Genomic DNA, 25,846 nt, shown 5'->3' with positions numbered 1-25,846 from the left:
CCGCCAGCGCGCGCGACGGCGCTGTCGAGAGCAGCACGGTGCACGGAGGGGTCGCGAGATGCCGTCGCGACCCCTCCGCGGATGTGGCCGCCCGGGTGCGGCGGCCACATCGAGGCGATCAGCCCTGCGGGTACAGGTGCCTGACCTCACCTCTGGCGTAACGCGGCTGCGCCGGACCGGGTGTGCCCGCGCCGCCCTGGGGGCAGAGACGACGGGACTCACCGACTTCCGTCGCGAGCAGCCGCACACGGAAGACAACGCCCGCGGGAATAGTGATCGCGAGGGAGCCTGCAGGCAGGGGGGTCGCAGAACTGACTCGGGACATCAGTGGCTCTCTTCGGCGTCGGCGGAACGTTGTCGAGAGAAGAGAGCTCGCTTCCGGCGGATCGTGACGCGAAACTCCGAAAAACTTTCCGGCCTCTCTCGACGGAGCGATCCACGCCCTCAGCGATCAGATCCCGGGGTCGGGAACGACGCTCTCGGTCCATCCGATCGGACCGCGGGCGCCCGTCACCGGGTCGAACACTGCGACCCCCAGACGCGCGACGGTCCCCACAGGCGCACCGCCCTCGAAGCGGTACGTGGCGGCATTGAGTCCACCGACCTGCATCTGGCCGGCAGCAGTGACCTCGCCTCCACCTGACTGCAGGTAGATCAGCACCTCGACATCGGATGCCAGGTCGACGGTGATCGGCGCCCTGAGATCGACCCCGTCGAGATACCAGGATCCGAGTGCCAACGTGGGCACCGCGGCCTCGACCGTCACCGCTGTGGGGGCTGACTCGTAGACGACGGAGTCACGTTCGGTCGACTGGGTGATCTGCAGCGCCGTGGATCCCGCCGCGAACTCCACATTCGTGAACGGCACCGTCCACGTGCCATCATCCGCCACCACGACCTGGGCGATGATCTCACTGCCTCGCCGCACCGAGATCGTCGCACCGGGCTCGCCCGTGCCGGTCATGGACGTCGGGAGCGAGCCCGCGGCGATCGACGCGACCGCCCCGAAGACCGGAGCATCCGGGCGCGGCGACACCGGGGCAGGCGTGGGGGCGACGACCGCGGGCGGCACCGTGACAGGTGCACGCGAGTCCGTGCGATCACGCGAGTCGGCCCCCGGGGCGGCAGGGAGTTCCTCGACCTCGCCGACGGGTGCCCCCGCATCCGTCTCCTGGTCCACGGGCGTCGGAGGCGCTTGGTCGCCGTCGTCAGGGGTCGTCGGCTGTTCCTGCTCGGCAGCGGGCGGCGACGCGAGGTGCGACACCACCGCGACACCCGCGCCTGATCCGACCACGACCACCGCAGCGGCAAGGCCCACCAGCGCGGTGGCGCCGAAGCCGGAGCCCGAGCCAGCCGAGGAGCCCGTGAGGGAGGACCGCTGAGATCCGGGGTTCCGCGCTCCCGGACCGGCACCCAGCGTCTCCGGCCCTGCAGGGGGCCCGGCGAGCACGGCAGCGTCGACGACGCGCGACGGCTCGCCGAAGATCGCGGCCGGCACCGGCGCCGCGGCGGCCGTCGCCGGTGCGACCGCGTCCCGCAGCAGGGCTGCGGCGCTGACACCCGTGACGATCGGGAAGAGGATCGCCGCGAGATGCCGATCGAGGTCAGCGCCCTCCGCGATCACCGCACGGCACCGCATGCACCCTGAGGCGTGGGCGTCGATCTTCGCCTGCGTGCGGGCCGAGACCTTGCGTCGGGTGAACTTGCCGAGGTTGTCGTCGACAACGGCGCAATCGGGGCCGGCCGCCCCGCCCGCGAGCTGCGCCTGGATCCAGTTCTGCTTCAGCGCCTCGCGCGCGCGCAGAGCAAGAGCGGACACGGCGTTCGGCTCGATGCCCAGCAGGGGCGCGGCCTGCGCCGGTTTCAGGCCTTCGACGTCGACGTACCAGAGCACGGACTGCCAGCGCTCAGGAAGCGCTCGGAAGGCCGACGCCGTCGCGCCGTTCTCCAGCTGAGCCAGCGTCTCCTCTTCGACGGTCATCGGACTGGCCATCTGCTCGTCGAGAGGCTGGTCGGTGAGGCGGGACGCCGAGCGTTGCTCCTTGGCGGCGAGGTTGCGCACCACGGTGTAGAGGTACGCACGGAACGCGTGGTCGGGGCCACCCTGCTTCTGGAACTGCTGGAAGATCGCGGCGAACGCATCGACGGTGATGTCATCGGCGACGTGCGGTGCATAGAGCGCCGCAACCCGCCGCGCAGCGTCCGAATGCCGACGCCAGAGCTCCCCGAAGGCGTCACGATCGCCAGCCTTGCTGCGCGTGATCAGCTCGTGGTCGCCCCACTCGACGTCGTTTTCCACTCTCGTCATCCCTGACTCCCCCCCGATCATCGGAGTCCGGCAAGGCTACGTCAGTGATGTTCGTCGTCCCAACGTGGAGGCGCGCATCGAGGTGTCCCGAGGCGGCCCTGGCCGCCCGGCCCTCGATCTGCGCGCTGGTGCCCACGATGATGAGAGCGCTCCCGCGCCGGATCGTGACGCAGGTTTCGAGAATCAGTTCGTTCGCGTGGGTGCAGGTCCGCGTCGTCGTCGGATGAGGACCAGCGCACCGCCCGCTGTGCCGGCCGCGAGCGCAAGTCCGGCGGGGATCACGAGGCCGAGGGGCAGCCCGTCGCTCTGCGCGGTCACCACACCACCGGGGGTTCCCGGATCCGCGCGGAGCGCGATCCATGTGGTCACCCAGCTGAGCGCCGAGTTCCAGTTGATCGTCATCTCGTTGGTGGACCACGACTGGATGTCATCCAGGTAGCAGAGCTGTGCCGTGCAGCCGTCCGGCCATGCCTGCTGCGCGACGGGGTCCTGGATCGCGCTGTTCGGCCCGCCGGCGATGGTTCCGGGCGAGATGGGCGGGAGCGACGCGTTCAGCGACGGCGCCATCCAGCGGTGGTGCTGGTTCTGCGCGTACGCGGTGCCGTACCCGGTGATGAACGACGTGTCGACGCCGTTTCGGCCGAGCAGATAGTCCATCGCCGTCACGACGGCGTCACGGTAGCGCGACTCCCCCGTGATGTCGGATGCGGTCGCGAGGATCACCTGGTTGTTGAGGATGATCGCGTTGGAACCCCAGTCGTATTCCCCGTCGCGGGGCCGGTACGGGTGCTCGAAGGCGTTCTCTGCGGCAGCCAGATAGCTGTCGGCGGCGTCGACGATCGAGGCACGCGCCGCCTCGCGGCCCGGATGCTCCGACTCGACGAGTGCGAGGTCCATGCGTCCGAGCGCGGCGGTCTCGCGCCAGTCGAATCCGCCCTCGGCATCGATCGAGATCTCGGCGACAGGGCTCGCGGCGACGAAGTCGGCGAACTCGCTCTCCCCGGTCGTCAGGAAGAGCTCCACGGCGGCCCAGTAGAACTCGTCGTCGACCGTCAGGTCGTCGTAGGGCCCGCCGCCGTCGTTGCCGTCTGCGGGCGATGCGTAGAGGTCGGGGGTGGCGAGAGCCGCCCCCCACGCGAGGCGTGAGGCGTCGAGCAGCCGGGCCGCGTAGTCGGGGTCGAACTCGGCGAACAGGCGCGATCCCTTGGCGGTGACGGCGGCGAAGTTGAGCGTCGCGGCCGTCGAGGGGCGGTGCACCTGCCGCGGCTTGTCGTCGAGCCATGGCATCGTCGGGAGCCCCGACCAGGCGTCGTTCTGCACCTTGTGGAACACCATGCCCGCGTACTGCTCGCCGTCCGGCACCTGCATGCGCAGCATCCAGTCGAGCTGCCACTGGGCCTCGTCGAGGATGTCGGGGATGCCGTTGCCGGCCTCCGGGATCGAGAGCATGCCGTCGGCGAGCGGCTCGGTCGAGCCGGTGATGAGTGCCCGCTCCCAGATATCGAGCACCTGGTGCACCGCGATGCCGCCGTTGACGACGTACTTGCCGTGGTCGCCCGCGTCGTACCAGCCGCCGCTCACGTCGAAGACGCTGTCGCACGTCCAGTTCTGGTAGTACTCGCGCGGCTGCTGGCAGCCGACCGCGAGGTCGCCCTGGTTGGGGTCGACGCCCAGGTGGCCGGCGGGGCGCGCATACTGCTCGCCCGCGTGCTCGGCTTCGATCTCGATGCCGCTGCGGGCGAGGTAGAAGTAGCCGAGCGCGTCGGTGGCGAGGGAGGCGTACAGGCCGTCGCGGATCGAGAACGGGTAGCTCGTCTCGCCCCCCGCTTCGAGGGTGAAGCCGTCGCCGGTGGCGCGCACGTCGTCGAACACGACGCGCTGCACGGCAGACGCGACGGTGCGGTCGTCGCCGAGCGGCTCAGCTGTGCCGCGCGCGACCTCCCCGCCTTCGGCGTCACGCAGAACCCAGTCGACGCCTGCGGCCTCGGCTGAGTCGACGAGGATCGTGGCCCGCTTGGGGCCGGAGGGCAGGTAGCCGTATTGGTTGACTCGGATCGAGGAGTGCGTCTCAGCGACGTAGGGCTCGGGCGGCGGCCCGGTTCGGAAGGAGACGTCGTCGAGGCAGAACGTCCAGTCGGTCTCGGATCCGCCGATCTGGAAGACGAGCTGCCCGGTCGGCCAGTCGAGGGTCGAGGTGAAGCCGCCCTGGTGGAGGGTCATGTCGGAGGCGGTCGTGGGGTTGGTCTCGTAGGTTGCCGTCCACGGAGCCTGATCCTGCTGTGCGAGCACACGGATCGTCACCGGGGCGGTGCCGCTCATCCGCGCACTGTAGCGGTAGCTCTCGCCCTTCACGAGCGGGATGTCGTCGAGGCCGACGATCGTCGACCACGCGGTGGTCGTGCCACCGGGGACGTCGACGCAGAGGGCGCCGCTCGAGCTGTCGGCGACGGTGTCGGGGGTGGTCCACCACGGTTCGTGGCCGGCGTCGAATGTGCCGTTGGCGATGAGCTCGGGCCCGAGGTCGTCGACGGCGGGTGCGGCGAAGGCGGGGGCGCCGATGACGCCCACAGCGAGCAATGCGGCGGCGATGCCGCCCGCTGTGCGGGCGCCGTGGCGGCCGGCGCGGGTGGCAGGGCGGGTGCGGGTGTGGTGGTGGCGCACGGGTCTCCTCGGTCCACGTCGATGTGGGAGCGCTCTCACGGTAGCAGAACGCGAGGGTTCGTCCGATCGCCGACCGGACGCCCCTCGGGCGCCGATCAGGCGGCGGACTCGTCCGTCTCGTCGGTCTCGATCGGCGCCGCGAACTGGGCTTCGTAGAGCCGCGCGTACGCGCCGCCGGCTGCCAGCAGCTCCTCGTGCGTGCCCTGCTCGACGATCGCACCGTTCTCCATCACGAGGATCACGTCCGCGTCGCGGATGGTGGAGAGGCGGTGGGCGATCACGAAGCTCGTGCGGTCCTGCCGAAGAGCGCGCATCGCACGCTGCACGAGCACCTCGGTGCGGGTGTCGACCGAGCTCGTCGCCTCGTCGAGGATGAGCACACTCGGCTTCGCGAGGAACGCACGCGCGATCGTGATGAGCTGCTTCTCGCCCACCGAGACATTGCCGCCCTCGTCGTCGAGCATGGTGTCGTAGCCGTCGGGCAGCGAGTGCACGAAGCGGTCGACGTAGGCGCCCTGCGCGGCCGCCATGATCTCCTCTTCGCTCGCCTCGGGGCGCCCGTAGGCGATGTTCTCGCGGATGGTGCCGCTGAAGAGCCAGGTGTCCTGCAGCACCATGCCGGTGCGGCGGCGGAGGTCGTCGCGCGTCATGTCGCGGGTGTCGACGCCATCGAGGGTGATGCGACCCGAGCTGGGGTCGTAGAAGCGCATGACGAGGTTCACGAGGGTCGTCTTGCCTGCCCCCGTCGGGCCGACGATCGCGACCGTCTGCCCCGGCTCTGCGACGAACGACAGGTGCTCGATGAGCGGCTTGTCGGGGTCGTAGCTGAACGTGACGTCCTCGAAGGCGATGCGTCCTGTGGCGTTCGCGGGGGTCTCCGCGGGCTGCGGGTCGGGTTGCTCCTCCTCGGCGTCGAGCAGCTCGAACACGCGCTCTGCGGACGCGACGCCCGACTGCAGCAGGTTGACCATCGATCCGAGCTGCGAGAGCGGCTGGGTGAACTGACGCGAGTACTGGATGAACGCCTGAACATCGCCGAGACGGAGGCTCCCGTTCGCGACGAAGAGCCCGCCGACGACCGCGATCGCCACGTAGACGAGGTTCCCGACGAACATCGTCGAGGGCATGATGATGCCGCTCACGAACTGGGCGCCGAAGCTCGCGCGGAAGAGCTCCTCGTTCTTGTCGTCGAAGCGCGCCTGCGACTCAGGGCGGCGACCGAAGACCTTGACGAGCGAGTGCCCCGTGTAGCCCTCCTCGATCTGCGCGTTGAGCTCGCCGGTGTGCGCCCACTGGGCCACGAACAGCTTCTGCGAGCGCTTTGCGACGAACACCGTGATGACGAGCGTGATGGGGATGGAGATGAGAGCCACGAGCGCCAGGACGGGCGAGATGACGAACATCATGATGCCGATGCCGAGCACCGTCAGCAGCGATGTGAGCAGCTGCGAGAGAGTCTGCTGGAGGCTCTGCGACACGTTGTCGATGTCGTTGGTGACGCGACTCAGGAGCTCGCCGCGCGGCATCCGGTCGAAGTAGCTGAGCGGCAGTCGGTGCAGCTTGTCCTCGACCTGCTCGCGCAGGCGCCGCACGGTGCGCTGCGTGATGCCGTTGAGCACGTACGACTGGCCCCATGAGAACACGGATGCGGCCACGTACAGCAGCAGCACGGTGCCGAGCACGAGCGCGAGAGCCGAGAAGTCGATGCCCTCCCCGGGGTGCACGTCCATGTTGCGGATCATCTCGACGAGCTGGGTGTCGCCGCGGGCCTCGAGGCTCGCGATCACCTGCTCCTTCGTGGCGCCCTCCGGCATCTGCGCCGAGATCGCGCCTTCGAAGACGATGTTGGTGGCTTCGCCGAGGAGCTTGGGCCCCGCAACCGTGAGCGCGACGCTCACGACCCCGAGCAGGACCACGAAGATCACGCGCAGGCGCTCCCGGCGCAGCTGCCCGAAGAGGCGCTTCGCACTCGAGCCGAAGTTCATCGACTTCTCGACGGGCATTCCTCCGCCGAAGCCGCCGTGTCCGCCCCCCGGCCCGCGACCGGGCCCGACGGCGGGTGCCGGACGTCCGGCGCTCATGCCGCCTCCTCCGCGCTCAGCTGGCTGTCGACGATCTCGCGGTACTCGGTCGAGGTCTCGAGCAGCTCGTCGTGCGTGCCGCGGGCGATGACCGTGCCGTCATCGAGCACGACGATCTGGTCGGCGTCGATGATCGTCGAGACGCGCTGCGCGACGACGATGAAGGTCGCGCCAGCCAGGCGCGAGGAGAGCGCCTGGCGCAGCCGCGCATCCGTCGCCGTGTCGAGCGCCGAGAACGAGTCGTCGAAGATGTAGATCTCGGGCCGCTTCACGATGGCGCGCGCGATCGCGATCCGCTGGCGCTGGCCGCCGGAGACGTTGGTGCCGCCCTGCGAGACGGGCGCTTCGAGCTGCTCGGGCATCCGCTCGACGAAGTCCCGCGCCTGGGCGATCTCGAGCGCCTCCCAGAGCTCCTCGTCGGTGGCGTCGGGGTTGCCGTAGCGCAAGTTCGAGGCGATCGTGCCCGAGAAGAGGTACGGCTTCTGCGGCACGAGCCCGATGAGGCTCCACAGCAGCTCGGGATCGAGGTGGCGCACATCCACTCCGTCGACGAGCACGGCACCGCCCGTCACATCGAAGAGCCGCGGGATGAGGTTCACGAGCGTCGTCTTGCCGGACCCTGTGGAGCCGATGATCGCCGTCGTCGTACCCGGCTCGGCGGTGATGCTCACATCGCGGAGCACCGGGGCGTCCGCCCCCGGGTAGGCGAAGGTCGCACCGCGCAGTTCGACGCGTCCGGCGCTCGCGAAGTCGGTGATGGGGATCTCGGGCGCGACGACGGAGGGCTCGGTCTCCAGCACCTCGCCGATGCGATCGGCCGAGACGGCGGCGCGCGGCAGCAGCACCGTCATGAAGGTCGCCATCATCACGGCGATGAGGATCTGCATGAGGTAGCTGAGGAACGCGATGAGCGATCCGACCTGCATCGCACCCGCTTCGATCCGGAACGCCCCGAACCAGATGACGGCGATGCTCGAGACGTTCATCACGAGCATCACGACGGGGAACATGAGCGCGAACAGCCGACCGGCGCGCAGCGCGGTGTCGGTGAGCTCGTCGTTGGCCCGCCCGAAGCGCGCACGCTCCGCCGACTCCCGCACGAAGGCGCGGATCACGCGGATGCCGGTGAGCTGCTCGCGCAGCACGCGGTTGACGGTGTCGATGCGCGTCTGCATCACGCGGAAGAGCGGCACCATGCGCGCGATGATGAGCCCCACGCTCACGAGCAGCACGGGAACCGCGACGGCGAGGATGCCCGAGAGCGCCACGTCCTCGCGCAGCGCCATGATGACCCCGCCGATGGATTGGATGGGCGCCGCCACGAGCATCGTGCACGTCATGAGAACGAGCATCTGCACCTGCTGCACGTCGTTCGTGGAGCGGGTGATGAGGCTCGGTGCGCCGAACCGCGCCACCTCGCGCTCCGAGAACTCGCCGACGCGGTGGAACACGGAGGCGCGCAGGTCCCGACCGAGCGCCATCGAAGCCTTCGCCCCGAAGTACACGGCGGCGATCGCGGCGGCGATCTGCACGAGTGTGATGCCGAGCATGAGCGCACCGAGCCGCACGATGAGCGCCGTGTCCCCCGCCGCGACGCCGTCGTCGATGATGTCGGCGTTGATCGCAGGGAGGTAGAGCGCAGCGATCGACTGGATCAGCTGGAAGACGACGACGCCGACGAGCAGCGGTGCGTACGGGCGCAGGTAGCGCACGAGCAGTTTGCCGAGCACGGAGCTTCTTTCACGTGAGAGAGGTCGGATCCGCGCCCTCGGGAGATGTCGGATCCGACCTCAATCTACGTGCGCGCGGGTCAGTCCGCCAGGGCGGGGGCGAGCTCCACTCCGAACCGCGCGGCGAGCTCCGCGCGGGTGGCGGCGAGCTCGGCGGCGAGGGTGTCGGCATCCCATCCGGCGGCCTCGGCGAGCGCGTCGGCGATCTCGACGAGGAGTTCGTCGCTGAGCGCCCCCGTGAACGCGAGATCGGTGCGACGCAGGAGCACATCACTGAGGTGCACGGCCTGCTCGTGCTCGACCATCCACGCGAGCTCACGCGTCGAGACACGACCTCCGAGGATCTCGCGGTCCTCGCCCGCGCTGAGGAACGCGGCGACGGCGCGGGCACGCGTGCCGTAGCGCTCGAGGAGCTGGGCGTGGCGTCCGGCTGACACCTCGGCGAGGTTGGTGCGCACCCATGCCGCGGCGGCCGCTGCGGTCGCCGGGAAGTCGACGCCGCCGCCGATCACGAGCTTCGAGGTCGAGACGCGGCGCTCAGCGCCGAGGAGTCCGAGCACGGTGTTCGCGAGCGATTCGCCGAGCGCGCGGAACGTCGTCCACTTGCCGCCGACGAGGGTCACGACGGGCGCCGCACCCTCGCGCTTGGCGATCTCGACACGGTAGTCGCGCGAGACGAAGCCGGGAGCGGTGTCCTCGTGGCGCGGCAGCGGGCGGATGCCGGAGTAGCGGAACACGATCTGCGCGCGGTCGACGGTGATCGTGGGGAACACGTGGTGAATGAGATCGAAGAAGTAGTCGACCTCCTCCTCGGTGCACAGCGCCGGCTGCGAGGGGTCGGCGTCGATGTCGGTCGTTCCGACGAGCACGCGCCCCTTGATCGGGTAGATGAGCACGATGCGGCCGTCCTTGTGCTCGAAGAAGATCTCGCGGCCCTTCGTGGCCTCGAGGAGCTCCTCGTTGTCGAGCACGATGTGGGAGCCCTTGGTGCCGCCCATGAACTGCGAGGGGCGACCGAGGGCCTCGTTGGTGAGGTCGGACCAGGGGCCGGAGGCGTTGACGACGACGTCGGCCGCGAGGGTGAACGTCTCGCCCGTCACGGTGTCGCGGAGGGTCACGGTGTCGCCGTCGAGGCCGATCGCCTCGACGTAGTTGGCGGCCGTCGCACGCGGCTCGGCGGCGCAGCCGTCGAGGAGCACGTCGAGCGCGAGGCGCTCGGGGTCGTGCACCGAGGCGTCGAAGTAGGTGGCGGTGTAGCGGATCTTCGGGTCGAGCACGGGGAGAGCTTCGAGCGAGCGCTTGCGGCCGTGGAAGCGGTGGCGGGGCACCGCGCCACCGTCGCGGGAGAAGATGTCGTAGATCGTGAGGCCGACCTTGATGAGCAGCGCGCCGCGCTCGGTGGGCTTGCCCTGCTTGTGCGTGAGGAAGCGCAGCGGCGCCTGCAGGATGCCCGCGAACGTGGAGTAGATCGGAATCGTGGTCTCGAGCGGCTTCACGAAGTGGGGCGCGATCCGCAGGAGCCCGTTGCGCTCCTCGACCGACTCCTTGACGAGTCGGAACTCGCCGTTCTCGAGGTAGCGGATGCCGCCGTGGATCATGTGGCTGGAGGCCGCCGTCGCGCCGGATGCGAAGTCGGCGCGCTCGACGAGCACCACGTCGACGCCCTGCAGGGCGAGGTCGCGGAACGTCGCGATGCCGTTGATGCCGCCGCCGATGACGAGCGCCTGAACCCGGCCGCGCGCGGCGAGTTCGGAGACGACAGGACGGACGGATGCTGCGGGGCGCGACGAGGTCATGCGTCTATCGTGGGAAGAGTTCGCACAGCATTGCAAAGCGGCTGCACAAATGTGCAGAAAGGAGGAGCTCATGACACCGCGGCCTGATCCCGTGATCGACCCGAAGGAGCTCCTCGCACTCCGAGCGGCCCAGCTCTACTACATGCAGGACCAGACGATGGAGGTCATCGCCGCCGAGCTCGGCACCTCGCGCTCCTCCGTCTCGCGCCTGCTGAGCCTCGCGCGAGAGCTCGGAATCGTCGACATCCAGGTGCGCTCGCCCCTCGAATCCGGTGCCCGTCTCGAGATGGAGCTGCGCACCCGCCACCGTGTGAACGCGCACGTCGTGCCCGCCCCCGACCGACTCAGCGACGTCGAGCGACTCGAGCGCGTCGCGCTCACCGCCGCCCGCCTCCTGCCGCGCTACATCGACGCCAACCTCGTCGTCGGCATCGCCTGGGGGTCGACCGTGAGCGCCATCAGCCGGCACCTCCCCCAGAAGGAGACCCACAACACCGTCATCGTGCAGCTCAACGGCGCAGGCAACACCGAGACGACCGGCATCGAGTACGCGAGCGACATCCTCGGGCGCTTCGGCACCGCATTCCACGCCCGCACCCAGCAGTTCCCTGTGCCCGCGCTGTTCGACGACCCCAGCACCCGCGAAGCCCTCTGGCGCGAGCGCTCCATGCGCCGCGTGCTCGACCTGCAGGACCGCCTCGACGTCGCCATCTTCGGTCTCGGCTCCTCGCTCGCAGCGGTGCCCAGCCGGGTGCACATCGGCGGCTACCTCGAGCGCAGCGACTACGCGAGCCTCGCCGGAGACGAAGTCGTCGGCGACGTCGCGACCGTCTTCTACCGCGCCGACGGCTCCTGGGCCGACGTCGCGCTCAACGCACGCAGCTCGGGCCCCGGGCTCGACCGCATCCGCCGGGCCGCGCGGCGCATCTGCATCGTGTCGGGCGCGCAGAAGCTCGAGACGCTGCGCGGCGCCCTCGCCGCGGGCATCGTCACCGATCTCGTGATCGACGAAGGCCTCGCGCGCCGCCTCGTCCACGGCACCGCATGAGCTGCACGTCCGTTCACCGTCTGGCTCGTCGACGCGCGTCGCTCTAGCCTCGAACCACACCGAAGGAGTCCCGCATGGCAGCCGCCGCATCCGCACCCCGTCACATCGTCTCCATCGACCAGGGCACGACGAGCACCCGGGCGATCGTCTTCGACGACGGAGGGCGCATCGTCAGCTCGGGGCAGCGCGAGCACCGCCAGATCTTCCCCCAGCCGGGGTGGGTCGAGCACGACCCCCAGGAGATCTGGCACAACACCCGCCACGTCATCGGCGAGGCGCTCGCCGACGCCGGCATCACCCGCCACGACGTGGCCGCGATCGGCATCACCAACCAGCGCGAGACCGTCATCGTGTGGGACAAGGCCACCGGAAAGGCGATCCACAACGCGATCGTCTGGCAGGACACCCGCACGCAGGATCGCGTCGACGCCCTCGCTGCCGACGGCGGCGTGCGCCGCTTCGCCGCGAAGACGGGCCTGCCGCTCGCCACCTACTTCTCCGCCACCAAGATCGCGTGGATCCTCGACAGCGTCGACGGCGCCCGCGAGCGCGCCGAGCGCGGCGAGCTGCTCTTCGGCACCCCCGACACGTGGGTGCTGTGGAACCTCACCGGCGGCACCGACGGCGGCGTGCACGCGACGGACGTCACCAACGCGAGCCGCACCCTCCTCATGGATCTCGACACGCTCGACTGGGACGACGAGCTGCTCGCCGCGTTCGACGTGCCGCGCGCCATGCTCCCCCAGATCCGCTCCTCCGCCGAGGTGTACGGCACCGCGCACGGCGACAGCCTGCTGCGCGAAGTGCCCATCGCCGGCATCCTCGGCGACCAGCAGGCCGCGACCTTCGGCCAGGCCGCGTTCGGCGCGGGCGAGTCGAAGAACACCTACGGCACCGGCAACTTCCTCATCGTCAACACCGGCACCGCGAAGGTCGCGAGCGAGCACGGACTCATCACGACCGTCGCCTATCAGCTCGGCGACGACGCACCCCGCTACGCCCTCGAAGGATCGGTGGCCGTGAGCGGCTCGCTCATCCAGTGGCTGCGCGACAACCTCGGCATCATCTCCTCGGCCCCCGAGGTCGAGGAGCTCGCGCGCTCGGTCGACGACAACGGCGACGTCTACGTCGTACCCGCGTTCGCCGGCCTGTTCGCGCCCTACTGGCGCCCGGATGCGCGCGGTGCGATCGTCGGACTCACGCGCTTCGCGACGAAAGCGCACATCGCCCGCGCATCCCTCGAATCCGTCGCCTACCAGACGCTCGACGTGCTCGAGGCGGCCAACGCCGAACTCGGCACCGACATCACCGAGCTGCGCGTCGACGGCGGCATGGTCGGCAACGAGCTGCTCATGCAGCTGCAGGCGGATGCCCTCGGCATCGACGTCGTGCGCCCCGAGGTCGTCGAGACCACAGCCCTCGGCGCCGCCTACGCGGCCGGCCTCGCGGTCGGGCTCTGGAAGGACGTCGACGAGCTCCGCTCCCTCTGGAGCGAAGGCGCGCGCTGGAAGCCGACCACGGACGAAGCCACCCGCGCCGCGGGCCTCGCCCGGTGGCACAAGGCCGTCGAGCGCACCTTCGACTGGGTCGACTGAGCCCTTCTCACCCCGCGCGCATGCGCCGGGAATAGACTCCGTGTTGGCGCTCGCGCGTCGTCAGCTCACCACAACCGCCGCCAGGAGGACCCCCATGCCCGTCGCAACCCCGGATCAGTACGCCGAGATGCTCGACAAGGCCAAGCGCAACGTCTTCGCCTTCCCCGCCATCAACGTCTCGTCCTCCTCGACGATCAACGCCGTTCTGCAGGGCCTCACCGAGGCCGGCTCCGACGGGATCATCCAGGTCACGACCGGCGGCGCCGACTACTTCGCCGGCCAGAGCGTGAAGGCTCGCGCCTCCGGTGCACTCGCGTTCGCCGCCTACGCCACCGAGGTCGCCAAGAACTACCCGATCACGGTCGCCCTGCACACCGACCACTGCCCCAAGGAGGCTCTGCCCGGCTTCGTGATCCCGCTCATCGAGGCGTCCGAGGCGGAGGTCAAGGCCGGTCGCAACCCGATCTTCCAGTCGCACATGTGGGACGGATCGGCTGTGCCGCTCACCGAGAACCTCGAGATCGCGCGGGAGCTCCTCCCCCGTCTCAAGAACATCAACGCCATCCTCGAGGTCGAGATCGGCGTCGTCGGCGGCGAAGAGGACGGCGTGCAGCACGAGGGCTCGAACGACGCGCTCTACACGACCCTCGGCGATGTCACCCAGGCGGTCGAGGCGCTCGGCCTCGGCGAGCAGGGCCGCTACATCGCAGCGCTCACCTTCGGCAACGTGCACGGCGTGTACAAGCCCGGCGGCGTCAAGCTCCGCCCCGAGCTGCTCGGCGAGATCCAGGCGGGCATCGCAGCGAAGTACGGCACCGGGCCCAAGCCCCTCGACCTCGTCTTCCACGGCGGATCGGGTTCGACCGAGGCGGAGATCGCCGAGGCCGTCGCCAACGGCGTCATCAAGATGAACATCGACACCGACACGCAGTACGCGTACTCGCGCTCGGTCGCCGACACCGTCTTCCGGAACTACGACGGCTTCCTGAAGGTCGACGGCGAGGTCGGCAACAAGAAGATCTACGACCCGCGCGCATGGGGCAAGCTCGCCGAGACCGCGATGGCGCAGCGCGTCGTCGAGGCTACGCAGCAGCTCGGCTCGGCAGGTCAGGCCATCAGCCGCTGATCCCTCGGGCATCGCGAACGCGCCGTCTCCTCACCTGAGGGGCGGCGCGTTCCGCATTCCCGTGCCGTTCAGGGGGTGTTCGGCGGGACGCGGAACGAGACTCCCCCGCGTCGCAGTCGAGCTCGTTGCGGAGATCAGCTGCGCGCGCGACCTCCGAGAGCACGGGAGTCGGCGTTGCCCTGCGCGTCGCGGCGCAGCTCCTTGGGGAGCGAGAACATGAGGTCCTCCTCGGCGGTGCGCACCTCGGCGACATCGGCGTATCCGGCGTCGGCGAGATCCTCGAGAACCTCCTGCACGAGAACCTCGGGCACGGATGCGCCGCTCGAGATGCCGATCGTCGCCACCCCGTCGAGCCACGACTGCTGGATCTCGTGCGAGTAGTCGATGCGGTACGCGGCCTTCGCGCCGTACTCGAGCGCGACCTCGACGAGGCGCACCGAGTTCGACGAGTTCGCCGAGCCGACGACGATCACCAGGTCAGCCTGCGGAGCGACCTTCTTGATCGCCACCTGACGGTTCTGGGTGGCGTAGCAGATGTCGTCCGAGGGCGGATCCTGAAGGTTCGGGAAGCGCTCGCGCAGACGACGGACGGTCTCCATCGTCTCGTCGACCGAGAGGGTCGTCTGCGAGATCCACACGAGGTTGTCGGGGTCGTCGACCACGATGCCGTCGACATCGTCGGGCGAGTTGACCAGGATGGTCTGCTCGGGCGCGTGACCCATGGTTCCTTCGACCTCTTCGTGCCCGGCGTGACCGATGAGCAGGATCTGCAGATCTTGCTTCGCGAAGCGCGTCGCCTCGCGGTGAACCTTCGTGACGAGCGGACAGGTGGCGTCGATCGCCATGAGGTCGCGATCGGCGGCGGCCTGCACGACCATCGGCGAGACGCCGTGCGCCGAGAACACGAGGTTCGACCCCGGCGGCACCTCGTCGACCTCGTCGACGAAGATCGCACCGCGGCGCTCCAGCTCGCTCACGACGTGCACGTTGTGCACGATCTGCTTGCGCACGTAGACGGGAGCGCCGAAGTTGTCGAGCGCCTTCTCGACCGCGATCACGGCACGGTCCACGCCCGCGCAGTATCCGCGGGGAGCGGCGAGCAGCACGCGCTTGGGCGCGTCGACCGGCTCGTCGCGCAGGCGGCCGCGCACCCGCGGCATGCGGGGCGTCTCAAGGGCGACGGGCGGGCTCCCGTTGGTGATGGCAGACACATGCCGAGTCTACGGTGGGGACCTTCGCATCCGCCGGGCGCGCGAGGTGCGTACCCTGGTCGGGTGAGCGACGAGAAGCCGACAGCCGAGACCCCGTGGCCCGTCGCCGAGCTCGCCGCCAAGCTCAAGGGCTGGATCGACCGCCTCGGCTCGGTCTGGGTCGAGGGCGAGCTGACCCAGTGGAACCAGTCGCGCGGCGTCGTCTACGCCAAGCTCAAGGACCTCGACCAGGACGTCACCGTCTCGCTCACCGTGTGGTCCTCCACCGTCTCGCGCCTCACCGAGACGTTCCAGCAGGGCGACCGCGTCGCGGCCCTCGTCAAGCCCGACTACTGGATGCGCGGCGGAACGCTCTCGATGGTCGCGTCCGACCTCCGGCATGCCGGCATCGGCGACCTGCTCGCCCAGCTCGAGCGCCTCAAGCAGAAACTCCGCGCCGAAGGTCTCTTCGACGCCGACCGCAAGAAGCCGCTGCCCTTCCTTCCGCAGTGCATCGGGCTCGTCACCGGCAAGGACTCTGATGCCGAGAAGGACGTGCTGCGCAATGCCCAGCTGCGCTGGCCGCAGGTGGAGTTCCGCGTCGTGCACGCGGCGGTGCAGGGCGACCGCTCAGCGACCGAGGTCGCCGCAGCCATCCGCACGCTCGACGCCGACCCCGAGGTCGACGTCATCATCGTCGCGCGCGGCGGCGGCGACTTCCAGAACCTGCTGCCGTTCAGCGACGAGCAGCTCGTGCGCACCGCCGCGGCGGCGACCACTCCGCTCGTCTCGGCCATCGGGCACGAAGCAGACAGCCCCCTCCTCGACCTCGTCGCCGACCTCCGCGCATCGACCCCCACGGATGCCGCCAAGCGCGTGGTCCCGGACGTCGCCGAGGAGATGGCGCTCATGCAGCAGGCACGCGCCCGCATGAGCTCGCGCCTCGCCTCGCTCATCAACGGCGAGATCGAGCGGCTCGCGACGCTGCGATCGCGCCCCTCGCTCTCGGACCCCTCGACCCTCGTGCAGACGCGCACCGAGGATCTCATCCGCCTCGTCGACCGCGGCACGCAGCTCGTGCAGCTGCGGGTCGAACGCGAGGAGACCGCCATCCACCGACTCGCCGTCGAACTGCGTGCGCTGTCGCCCCAGCGCACCCTCGACCGGGGCTATGCCGTCGTGAGCGCCGCGGATGCGATCGTGCGCGACGCCGACGAGGTCGCCTCGGGCGACGCCCTCCGCATCCGCGTCGCATCGGGTGAACTGACTGCCACCGCCGACTAGTCTGGAAGCCATGTCCGACGCCACCCCCGCCGACGTCGCCTCGCTCAGCTATGAGGAGGCCCGCGACGAGCTCGTGCAGGTGGTGACGCGCCTCGAACAGGGCGCCGCCACCCTCGAGGAGTCGCTCGCACTCTGGGAGCGCGGAGAGGCGCTCGCCCGCCGCTGCGAAGAGTGGCTCGTGGGCGCCAAGGCACGACTCGAGGCCGCACGCGCGGCTGCCGGCTCGTGAGCCCGCGTCACCCCGGACACGACGAGCAGGGACGGCCGATCGTCGCCGAGCTCGGTCGCGCCGAGACCCCCGAAGAGACCTTCGCCCGCAAGGCGGCGACGAGCCGCGCACACCGTGAAGGCAAGACCTGGTTCGCCCTCGTGGGGGCGCTGCTCGGAACCCTCGGCGTGGTGTTGTTCCTGGTGCTCGTCGTCGCACGCCCCGACCAGGGCGTCTTCCGCGAGCCCGTCGACTACGCGACGTCGACGCACAACGCCCAGTCCGGATTCGACGACAAGCTCGTCATCCCCGAACTCGGCGACGAGTGGACCTCGAACTTCGCCCGCTCCGCGAAGAAGACCGCAGCCGGCGTCACCGCCTGGGAGATCGGCTTCGTGAGCCCGAACCGCGAATTCGTGCAGCTCACCCAGGCTTTCGACACCGACGCGACCTGGATCGCCAACACCGTGCGCGACGCACAGGCCGGCCCCATCGTCGAGCTCGGCGGCATCCCCTGGACCACCTATGACCGCCGGGACGTCGAGGACGCAGGCAATGTCGCCTTCGCCCTCGTCGCCGAGCTCGACGACCGCACCATCGTGGTCTCCGGGACGGCACGCGATGCCGACCTCGAGACCGTCGCCGCCGCCACCGCCGAGGAGCTCCCGTGACCGACATCATCCGCACCCCTGCCCAGGTCTGGCGTGAGATGAAGCGCGGCAACGAGCGCTTCGTCGCAGGTGAGCCGCTCCACCCCCGCCAGGACGCCGAGCGCCGCCAGGATCTCACGGGCGCGCAGGATCCCCACGCCGTCCTCTTCGGCTGCAGCGACTCCCGCCTCGCGGCCGAGATCATCTTCGACAAGGGCCTCGGCGACCTGTTCGTCATCCGCAACGCCGGCCAGGTCATCTCCGACTCGGCGATCGCCTCCCTCGAGTACGCCGTCGCGGTGCTCGGGGTTCCGCTCATCGTCGTGCTCGCGCACGACAACTGCGGTGCGGTGAAGGCCGCGATCGAGCTCAGCTCACCCGAGACTCCCGCGCTCCCCCCTCGCATCGCGGGCCACATCGCCGCCATCCGCCCGGCCGTCCGCGCCGGCGCCGACCAGAGCGCGGAAGCCGTCGGCATCCGCCACCTCAAAGCGACCGTCGCCGCCGTCGTGGAGCGATCCGAGCTCATCGCCGACGCCGTCGCCGAAGGTACGCTGGCAGTGGTGGGAGCGAACTACCGTCTTGCCGAAGGCGACGCCGCAGTGGCGATCGTGATCGGCTCCATCGACGACGAGGCCTGAGCCCGCGTCGTCACCCGCATGAACCCGAAGAAGGGCAGCATCACCGTGACTGAGTACCGCATCGAGCACGACACGATGGGAGAGGTGCGGGTTCCTGCATCCGCCCTCTACCGCGCGCAGACGCAGCGCGCCGTCGAGAACTTCCCCATCTCGGGCACCGGGCTGGAGGCCGCGCAGATCGTCGCCCTCGCCCGGGTGAAGCGCTCCGCAGCGATCGCCAACGCCGAACTCGGCGTGCTCGACGTGGCCGTCGCCGACGCGATCGTCGCGGCCGCCGACGAGATCATCGACGGCCAGCACCACGACCACTTCCCGGTCGACACCTACCAGACGGGCTCCGGCACGAGCTCGAACATGAACATGAACGAGGTGCTCGCCACCCTCGCGACCGAGAAGCTCGGCTCGCCCGTTCACCCCAACGACCACGTCAACGCCTCGCAGTCCTCGAACGACGTGTTCCCCACCTCGGTGCACGTCGCCGTCACGGGTGCCCTCATCAACGACCTCGTGCCCGCGCTCGACCACCTCGCCGTCGCGCTCGAGAAGAAGGCGACGCTCTGGAAGGACGCCGTCAAGCCGGGCCGCACGCACCTCATGGATGCGACGCCCGTCACCCTCGGCCAGGAGTTCGGCGGCTACGCCCGCCAGGTGCGCCTCGGCATCGAGCGCGTGCAGGCGGCACTCCCCCGTGTCGCGGAGGTCCCGCTCGGCGGCACCGCCGTCGGCACCGGCATCAACACCCCGCTCGGCTTCCCGCAGAAGGTCATCGCCGAGCTCGCGGCCTCCTCGGGCCTGCCGATCACCGAGGCGCTCGACCACTTCGAGGCGCAGGCGAACCGCGACGGCCTCGTCGAGGCCTCCGGCGCCCTGCGTGTCATCGCGGTCTCGCTCACCAAGATCTGCAACGACCTGCGCTGGATGGGCTCCGGCCCCAACACCGGTCTCGGCGAGCTGCACATCCCCGACCTGCAGCCCGGCTCCTCGATCATGCCCGGCAAGGTCAACCCCGTCGTGCCCGAGGCCGTCATCATGGTCGGCGCGCGCGTCATCGGCAACGACGCGACCGTCGCCTGGGCGGGCGCCACCGGCTCGTTCGAGCTCAACGTCGCGATCCCCGTGATGGGCACGGCGCTGCTCGAGTCGATCCGTCTGCTCGCGAACTCGACCCGCGTGCTCGCCGACAAGACGATCGACGGTCTCGAAGCGAACCTCGAGCGCGCCGCCGCTCTCGCCGGCATGTCGCCGTCGATCGTCACGCCGCTCAACAAGTTCATCGGCTACGAGAACGCCGCCAAGATCGCCAAGCACGCGGTCGCCCAGGGCATCACGGTGCGCGAGGCGACGCTCGAGCTCGGCTTCGTGGAGCGCGGCGAGCTCACGCTCGAGCAGCTCGACACGGCGCTCGATGTGCTCTCGATGACGCACCCGGGCTGATCCGCAGCTCCCCCGCAGTTCCTCTGCAGCGCCCCCGTTCCGGTTCGCCGAGCGGGGGCGCTCTGCGTCCGCCCGAAGGGACGGGAGAGATCGGATACGGCGGCGGGAGGCCGCGGACTACCAGACGGTCGTCGCGAGGAAGAAGACGAGGCAGAGCGAGAGGGCGATGAGCCCGGCGAAGTTGATCCAGCGGAGGTTCCGGTAGAACGACTCCGGATTCGGGTCGTCTTCGGGCGCCGCCCCCCAATAGCCGAGCCAGCGCCACTGCATCCGCGGCATGATGACGCCCCACAGGGTCATCAGCAGACCGAGCACGAGCGGCAGCAGGATCCAAGGAGGCACGCCCTCACCCTAGCGGCGAGGGCGTGCCCCGTGGATGCGTGCCCGCGGATGTCAGGCGAGTTCGTTCGTCTCGAGCAGCTCGGTGACGAGCGCCGAGATCGCCGAGCGCTCGCTGCGCATGAGCGTGATGTGCCCGAACAGCGGGTGCCCCTTGAGCGTCTCGATGACGGAGGCGATGCCGTCGTGGCGCCCGACGCGGAGGTTGTCGCGCTGGGCCACGTCGTGGGTGAGCACGACCCGCGAGTTCTGCCCGATGCGCGACAGCACCGTGAGCAGCACGTTGCGTTCGAGCGATTGCGCCTCGTCGACGATCACGAACGCGTCATGCAGTGAGCGACCCCGGATGTGGGTGAGCGGCAGCACCTCGAGGATGCCGCGAGCGAGGACCTCCTCGATGACATTCTCGGAGACGACGGCGCCGAGCGTGTCGAACACCGCCTGGCCCCAGGGGTTCATCTTCTCCTCCTTGTCGCCGGGCAGGTAGCCGAGCTCCTGACCGCCGACGGCGTAGAGGGGGCGGAACACCATGATCTTGCGGTGCTGCTGGCGTTCGAGCACGGCGTCGAGTCCCGCACACAGCGCGAGCGCCGACTTGCCGGTGCCCGCGCGCCCTCCGAGCGACACGATCCCGACCTCCGGGTCGAGCAGCAGGTCGATCGCGAGCCGCTGCTCGGCGCTGCGCCCGTGGAGCCCGAAGACGTCGCGGTCGCCGCGCACGACGCGCAGCATGCCGCGTTCGGTGACGCGGCCGAGAGCGGATCCCCGGTCGGAGTGGACGACGAGGCTCGTGTTGATCGGCAGATCGGCGACGAGACGCGTGGTGAGTGTGTCCTTCTCGTACAGGTCGGACATCTGCTCGCTCGAGACCTCGATCTCGGCGACGCCGGTGTATCCGGAGTCGACGGCGAGCTCCGCGCGGTACTCCTCGGCGGCGAGGCCGATCGACGCCGCCTTGACGCGCAACGGGAGATCCTTCGACACGACGACGACATCCACACCCTCGTTCGAGAGGTTGAGCGCGACCGCGAGGATGCGGGAGTCGTTGTCGTTCAGCTGCAGGCCCGACGGCAGGACGCCCATGTTGGAGTGGTTGAGCTCGACGCGCAGCGAGCCGCCCGTGTCACCCACGGCGATCGGGAAGTCGAGGCGTTCGTGTTCGATGCGCAGCTCGTCGAGGAGGCGCAGTGCCGCCCGCGCGAAGTAGCCGATCTCCGGATCGTGGCGTTTCGCCTCGAGTTCGGTGACGACGACGACCGGCAGAACCACGGCGTGCTCCGCGAACCGGAAGATCGCACGGGGATCGCTCAGGAGCACCGAGGTGTCGAGCACATAGGTGCGCTCGGTGCTCTTCGCCTTCCCGGCGCTGGTGGCGGTGGTGTTTCGCTGGGGCTTCTCGAGCGCAGGCACTCCCACTCCATCCCCGGGTATCTGATTCACCCGGATCCTGTCGCGGATCGGCCAGGGGGCTCAACGGTGCGAACGTATGTGGCCGCTCCGTTCAGACACGGTGTCTGATGCCCAGACGCTATGCCCGTGCCGCGCCGTCCGTCGCACCGACACGCGGCGCGTCGCGGATGCGCTGACAAACCCTCAGCGAGGGATGGCCTGTGCGTAGGAGACGAGCGCCGAGCGCAGGAGTGCGATGGTGTCGGAGCCGGTGGACGCGTGCGCAGAGAGCCGCACGGTGCCCGCTCGACTCGTCGCGCTGACACCGTGGTTGTGGAGGGCGGCGAGCAGCGCCGTGAGGCGATCCTCATCGGGCTCGACCACCACGATGCCTGCGCGCTCGCCATCCGCGCGCGGGGAGACGATGGGGATCGCGAACTCGTCGACGACGTCGATGATCTCGGCGGTGCGGCGCGCGATCCGCGTGGCGATCTCAGCGACACCGACGTCGGCGATCTCTTCGAGGGACGCGGCGAGTCGCGCCGCCGCGACGGGGTCGCCGTTGGTCACCGAGTACGCCCGCGCACCCGCGCCCGGGTCGACGACCTCATCGAGCGGCAGCTCGTCGCCGTCGATCGCGGTGTAGCCGGACCACACGGGCGTGAGGTGCTCGAGTGCGCGGTCGGAGAGCGCGAGGAAGCCCGTCCCCCATCCGGCACGCGGCCACTTCTGCCCACCCGCGGCGATGACATCCGCCGCCTCATATGGGGCGTCCACGACGCCGAACCCCTGCGTGGCATCGACGATGAGCAGCCGATCGCCGATCACCTGGCGGATGCCGTCGAGGTCGGCGCGGTAGCCGGTGCGGAAGTCGACGAGACTCACGGCGACGGCGACGACCGAGGGATCGAGCGCGTCGCGCAGGTCGCCCGGGGTCACGCGCCCGTGGTCGGTCTCGATCCAGATGGGAGAGACGACCCCGAGGGCCTGCTGCGCCCGCACCGCTGCGAACGGGAGCGACGGGAACTCCGCCGCCGAGAGCGCGACGCCGCCCGTGAGCCCGAAGAGCGTGTGCATGAGGCCGAGGCTCGTGTTGGGCTGGAACACCACCTGGTCGTCGCGGAACCCGGTGAGCGCCGCGACGGCCGTCTGCAGGCGCGCCTCCTGCTCGCGGAGCACGCTGAGCGACCCGTGGCGCGCGCTCTCGAGCAGCGTCGTGAGTGCGTTCTGCTCGGCGACGACCGTGTCGCCGAGGGGGCCCACGGAGGCGAAGTCGAGGTATCCGGGCTCCTCGTGGAACCTGGATGCGTAGTCATCGATGCTGAGGGGCACGGGATCTCCTTCGGGGGTGGGAGCGGGGGCCCGGACGCTACTGTCCGAATCGTCGATGGCGCGTGGCGTAGTCGCGCAGCGCGCGCAGGAAGTCCACCTCGCGCAGATCCGGGCCGAGAGCCTCGACGAAGTAGAACTCGCTGTGCGCTGCCTGCCACAGCATGAAGTCCGAGAGCCTCTGCTCACCGGACGTGCGGATGATGAGGTCGGGGTCGGGCTGGCCCTGCGTGTAGAGGTGCTGCCCGATGAGCTCGGGGGTGAGCAGCTCGGCGAGTTCCTCGAAGCTGCCCCCTGTCGCGCCGTGCGTGCGCACGATGCTGCGCATCGCATCCGCGATCTCCCGGCGACCGCCGTAGCCGACGGCGAGGTTGACGTGCAGGCCGCGGTTGCCTGCCGTGCGGTTCTCGGCAGCCTTCAGCGTGTCGACGAGGGACTGGGGCAGTCCTTCGGTCGTGCCGACGTGCTGGATGCGCCAGTCGGCCGCGCGCGAGAGGTCGTCGGCGAGGTCGCCGATGATCTCGAACAGCTGGTCGAGCTCCTCGTTCGAGCGGCCCGAGAGGTTGTCGGCGGAGAGCAGGTAGATGGTGACGACGCGGATTCCGAGCTCGTCGCACCATCCGAGGAACTCGCGCATCTTCTGCGCACCGGCCCGGTGGCCGTGCGCCGCGGTCTCGAGCGCACGGTCGCGGGCCCAGCGGCGGTTGCCGTCGATGATCATCGCGACGTGCTGCGGAAGAGGCGCCCCCTGCAGCTGGCGTCGCAGTCGCGCCTGGTACAGGCCATAGAGGGGCCCGGAGCCGCCGAGATCCTTGCTCTCAGTCACCAGGCAACGGTAGCGGATCGACATTCTGGTCGATAACAGCTCGCATTCAGGATCGGTGATGAGCCTCCGTCTACGATCTCGTCATGACTCTCGCACCGAAGTCGTCCGACCTTCCCGACGACCGCGTGAATGCCGCGCTCTCGGATGAGGAGCGCGAGGCGGAGTCGGAGCCGGCGGCCTCGCTTCCGAACATCCCGCTTCTGGAGTCCGACGATGACCAGGGTTCGGCCGAGGTCAAGCCCACCTGGCGCGGCTGGCTGCACGCGGTGACCTTCCCGATCACGGTCGTGGCGGGCCTCGTGCTCATCACCTTCGCGCAGGGCGCGCCCGCCAAGTGGGCGTCGGCGGTTTTCATGGCGACGTCGATGCTGCTGTTCGGCATCTCGGCGCTCTACCACCGGATCAACTGGTCGCCCCGGGTCAAGGCTGTGTTCCGCCGCCTCGACCACGCCAACATCTTCCTGCTCATCGCGGGCACCTACACGCCCCTCGCCGTGTGCGCTCTGCCGCACGACAAGGCCGTGCTGCTGCTGTCGCTCGTGTGGGGCGGTGCCCTCCTCGGCATCGGCTTCCGCATCTTCTGGCTGAAGGCCCCCCGCTGGCTCTACGTGCCGCTGTATCTGGCGCTCGGCTGGGCGGCGATGATGTACATCGGCGATCTCGCCGAGGCGAACCTCGCGATGATGATCCTCGTCGTCGTGGGCGGGCTCTTCTACACGGTCGGCGCGGTGTTCTACGCCCTCAAGCGCCCGAACCCGATCCCCGGGGTCTTCGGATTCCACGAGCTGTTCCACGCGTGCACCGTCATCGCGTTCTTCTGCCACTGGACAGCGGCGCTGCTCATCACGCTCCACCCGCTCTACGCCTGAGCGACGGCAACCGGATGGCGGCGCAGAGACCTACTTGACGGGCTCGTCGCCCGCGGGGCCCTCGCCTGCCTCGTCGTCGCTCGCGCGCGCGTCGCCCGCAGCAGCGTCACCCGATTCCTCGGCGTCGAGACGCTCGGCGATCTCGGCGCGGTAGCGCACGCGACGAGTGCGGCGGTTCATGTCGAGCAGCAGCACGATGGTGGCGACGACGAGCACGAGGGTCGCGACGAAGCCGATGACGCCCGGTGTCACCAGGTTGGGATCGACCCCCGCGGGGGTCGGCGTGGGCGTCTCGATGAGGACGAAGTTCAGCACGTCAGGACCCTCCAGGGAACGGTTTAGCCTGGTAGTAAGACTAATCGGCCACGGGAGCGCGCATGACATCGACCAACCTCGACGCGAGGTACGGACGCACGCCCGCGCGCCGCTCTCGCGCCCGCATGCTCGCGTGGGGTGCCGCCATCGGCGTCGCGATCGTCCTGATCGCGTGGGTCGCCTGGGCCGGACTCCTCAGCCCGGGCGCATCGCTGCAGGCGCGTGACTCCGGCTTCCGGGTGCTCACCGACGACACGATCGAGGTGGACTGGCAGCTCACGGCGCCCGTCGGATCCGAGGTCTCGTGCGCGATCAAGGCCATCAGCGAGAAGAAGGCCGTCGTCGGATGGAAGGTCGTCGAGGTGGAGCCCTCCGACCAAGCGATCCGCAACGTCTCCGCCGTTCTGCGCACGACGGAGAAGCCCGACGGCGGGTTGCTCTACCGGTGCTGGCTGACCTAGGCTGTCGCGAACGCAACACCTGAGAGAGACCGGCCGTGTGCCGGTCTCGATTGTTTGTGAGGAGCAGTATGTCCGCCACTACGACCTGGCTCACCCAGGAGGCCTACGACCGTCTGACGGCCGAGCTCGCCGAGCTCGAGGGTCCGGCGCGCGTCGAGATCGCGAAGAAGATCGAGGCTGCGCGCGAGGAGGGCGACCTGAAGGAGAACGGCGGCTACCACGCCGCCAAGGACGAGCAGGGCAAGATCGAGGCCCGCATCCGCCAGCTGACGCAGATGCTGCGCAGCGCGGTCGTCGGAGAGGCGCCCGCCAACGACGGCACCGTCGCGCCCGGCACGGTCGTGACCGCTGTCATCGCGGGGGAAGAGTCGACGTTCCTGCTCGGCAACCGCGAGATCGCGGTGGATGCCGAGGATCTCGACGTCTACCCCGAGTCGAGCCCCATCGGCCAGGCCATCATCGGCGCGAAGGCCGGCGATGAGGTCACCTACACGGCACCCAACGGACGCGACATCTCGGTGAAGATCGTCGCCGTCGAGGTCTACGCGGGCTGATCACCGCACAGA

22 protein-coding genes are annotated in these 25,846 nt (G+C 69.6%); 11 read left to right on the top strand and 11 right to left on the bottom strand.

Annotation, left to right across the window (positions count from 1 at the left end; all coding sequences use genetic code 11):
• Positions 1–451 precede the first annotated feature (451 nt).
• The 5 genes from HCR12_RS03890 to HCR12_RS03870 form a co-directional block, all read right to left on the bottom strand.
• Positions 452–2,308: a sigma-70 family RNA polymerase sigma factor gene (locus HCR12_RS03890; protein WP_166867578.1), complete on the bottom strand. Its 1,857-nt coding sequence runs from the start codon at positions 2,306–2,308 to the stop codon at positions 452–454.
• A 183-nt stretch (positions 2,309–2,491) separates the two neighbouring features.
• Complete coding sequence (locus HCR12_RS03885; RefSeq protein WP_166867580.1) at positions 2,492–4,969, bottom strand: glycoside hydrolase family 9 protein; 2,478 nt, start codon at positions 4,967–4,969, stop codon at positions 2,492–2,494.
• Between the two features lie 95 nt (positions 4,970–5,064).
• The gene (locus tag HCR12_RS03880) at positions 5,065–7,050 is read right to left on the bottom strand and encodes an ABC transporter ATP-binding protein (protein ID WP_166867582.1); all 1,986 of its coding nucleotides are present in this window, start codon (positions 7,048–7,050) and stop codon (positions 5,065–5,067) included.
• The gene (locus HCR12_RS03875; protein WP_166867584.1) at positions 7,047–8,780 is read right to left on the bottom strand and encodes an ABC transporter ATP-binding protein; all 1,734 of its coding nucleotides are present in this window, start codon (positions 8,778–8,780) and stop codon (positions 7,047–7,049) included. Before HCR12_RS03875 ends, HCR12_RS03880 begins: the two co-directional genes overlap by 4 nt.
• Positions 8,781–8,860: 80 nt before the next feature.
• Entirely contained in the window at positions 8,861–10,576 is a 1,716-nt protein-coding gene (locus HCR12_RS03870; RefSeq protein ID WP_166867586.1) for a glycerol-3-phosphate dehydrogenase/oxidase, read from the bottom strand.
• A gap of 70 nt (positions 10,577–10,646) precedes the next feature.
• On the opposite strand from HCR12_RS03870, the gene HCR12_RS03865 reads away from it, so the two are divergent.
• The 3 genes from HCR12_RS03865 (at position 10,647) to fbaA (ending at position 14,345) form a co-directional block, all read left to right on the top strand.
• On the top strand, positions 10,647–11,624 hold the full coding sequence (locus HCR12_RS03865) for a sugar-binding transcriptional regulator (RefSeq protein WP_166867588.1): 978 nt from the start codon (positions 10,647–10,649) through the stop codon (positions 11,622–11,624).
• 74 nt (positions 11,625–11,698) lie between these two features.
• A complete protein-coding gene (glpK, locus tag HCR12_RS03860; RefSeq protein WP_166867590.1) occupies positions 11,699–13,219 on the top strand; it encodes a glycerol kinase GlpK in 1,521 nt (506 codons plus the stop codon).
• Positions 13,220–13,313: 94 nt separating this feature from the next.
• The gene (gene fbaA / locus HCR12_RS03855) at positions 13,314–14,345 is read left to right on the top strand and encodes a class II fructose-bisphosphate aldolase (protein ID WP_166867592.1); all 1,032 of its coding nucleotides are present in this window, start codon (positions 13,314–13,316) and stop codon (positions 14,343–14,345) included.
• Between the two features lie 134 nt (positions 14,346–14,479).
• On the opposite strand, the gene HCR12_RS03850 is transcribed toward fbaA, so the two are convergent.
• Positions 14,480–15,505 (bottom strand): 4-hydroxy-3-methylbut-2-enyl diphosphate reductase, encoded by a 1,026-nt coding sequence (locus tag HCR12_RS03850; RefSeq protein WP_166868248.1) that lies wholly within the window; start codon positions 15,503–15,505, stop codon positions 14,480–14,482.
• Between the two features lie 114 nt (positions 15,506–15,619).
• Between HCR12_RS03850 and xseA the strand changes: the two genes are divergently transcribed.
• The 5 genes from xseA to HCR12_RS03825 are packed head-to-tail and all read left to right on the top strand — an operon-like array spanning position 15,620 to position 19,752.
• Positions 15,620–16,819 (top strand): exodeoxyribonuclease VII large subunit, encoded by a 1,200-nt coding sequence (gene xseA / locus HCR12_RS03845; protein WP_224763648.1) that lies wholly within the window; start codon positions 15,620–15,622, stop codon positions 16,817–16,819.
• 10 nt (positions 16,820–16,829) lie between these two features.
• Positions 16,830–17,048, top strand: coding sequence for an exodeoxyribonuclease VII small subunit (locus HCR12_RS03840; protein WP_166867595.1), 219 nt, complete (start codon positions 16,830–16,832; stop codon positions 17,046–17,048).
• Positions 17,045–17,698, top strand: a complete 654-nt coding sequence (locus HCR12_RS03835) for a DUF4245 domain-containing protein (RefSeq protein ID WP_166867597.1) — start codon at positions 17,045–17,047, stop codon at positions 17,696–17,698. The genes HCR12_RS03840 and HCR12_RS03835 overlap by 4 nt, the downstream gene beginning before the upstream one ends.
• Positions 17,699–17,736: 38 nt before the next feature.
• Positions 17,737–18,318, top strand: coding sequence for a carbonic anhydrase (locus HCR12_RS03830; RefSeq protein ID WP_191412379.1), 582 nt, complete (start codon positions 17,737–17,739; stop codon positions 18,316–18,318).
• 18 nt (positions 18,319–18,336) lie between these two features.
• Positions 18,337–19,752 carry a class II fumarate hydratase gene (locus HCR12_RS03825; protein ID WP_166867601.1) on the top strand — a complete coding sequence of 472 codons (1,416 nt, stop codon included), beginning with the start codon at positions 18,337–18,339 and terminating at the stop codon, positions 19,750–19,752.
• A gap of 117 nt (positions 19,753–19,869) precedes the next feature.
• Here the strand turns inward: HCR12_RS03825 and HCR12_RS03820 are convergent, their stop codons facing one another.
• From HCR12_RS03820 to HCR12_RS03805, 4 genes are all read right to left on the bottom strand, one after another.
• Positions 19,870–20,094, bottom strand: a complete 225-nt coding sequence (locus tag HCR12_RS03820; protein WP_166867604.1) for a hypothetical protein — start codon at positions 20,092–20,094, stop codon at positions 19,870–19,872.
• Between the two features lie 51 nt (positions 20,095–20,145).
• Positions 20,146–21,501 carry a PhoH family protein gene (locus tag HCR12_RS03815; protein ID WP_224763740.1) on the bottom strand — a complete coding sequence of 452 codons (1,356 nt, stop codon included), beginning with the start codon at positions 21,499–21,501 and terminating at the stop codon, positions 20,146–20,148.
• A 183-nt stretch (positions 21,502–21,684) separates the two neighbouring features.
• A complete protein-coding gene (locus tag HCR12_RS03810) occupies positions 21,685–22,812 on the bottom strand; it encodes an aminotransferase class V-fold PLP-dependent enzyme (RefSeq protein WP_166867606.1) in 1,128 nt (375 codons plus the stop codon).
• Between the two features lie 37 nt (positions 22,813–22,849).
• Positions 22,850–23,659, bottom strand: a complete 810-nt coding sequence (locus HCR12_RS03805; RefSeq protein ID WP_166867608.1) for an isoprenyl transferase — start codon at positions 23,657–23,659, stop codon at positions 22,850–22,852.
• A 59-nt stretch (positions 23,660–23,718) separates the two neighbouring features.
• Between HCR12_RS03805 and trhA the strand changes: the two genes are divergently transcribed.
• On the top strand, positions 23,719–24,504 hold the full coding sequence (trhA, locus tag HCR12_RS03800) for a PAQR family membrane homeostasis protein TrhA (RefSeq protein WP_166867610.1): 786 nt from the start codon (positions 23,719–23,721) through the stop codon (positions 24,502–24,504).
• 30 nt (positions 24,505–24,534) lie between these two features.
• On the opposite strand, the gene HCR12_RS03795 is transcribed toward trhA, so the two are convergent.
• Entirely contained in the window at positions 24,535–24,819 is a 285-nt protein-coding gene (locus tag HCR12_RS03795) for a hypothetical protein (RefSeq protein ID WP_224763644.1), read from the bottom strand.
• A gap of 62 nt (positions 24,820–24,881) precedes the next feature.
• Between HCR12_RS03795 and HCR12_RS03790 the strand changes: the two genes are divergently transcribed.
• Together HCR12_RS03790 and greA are read left to right on the top strand one after the other, a co-directional pair.
• Positions 24,882–25,280 carry a DUF4307 domain-containing protein gene (locus HCR12_RS03790; protein ID WP_166867611.1) on the top strand — a complete coding sequence of 133 codons (399 nt, stop codon included), beginning with the start codon at positions 24,882–24,884 and terminating at the stop codon, positions 25,278–25,280.
• Positions 25,281–25,348: 68 nt separating this feature from the next.
• Positions 25,349–25,834 carry a transcription elongation factor GreA gene (greA, locus tag HCR12_RS03785; protein WP_370589332.1) on the top strand — a complete coding sequence of 162 codons (486 nt, stop codon included), beginning with the start codon at positions 25,349–25,351 and terminating at the stop codon, positions 25,832–25,834.
• The last annotated feature ends 12 nt before the right edge of the window (positions 25,835–25,846 follow it).

The sequence above is a fragment of the Salinibacterium sp. ZJ70 genome (genome assembly GCF_011751865.2).
In the GTDB taxonomy this organism is placed as follows: domain Bacteria; phylum Actinomycetota; class Actinomycetes; order Actinomycetales; family Microbacteriaceae; genus Homoserinibacter.
The sequence above is the reverse complement of the archived record's forward strand: the minus strand, read 5'-3'. Positions and strand labels throughout refer to the sequence as shown.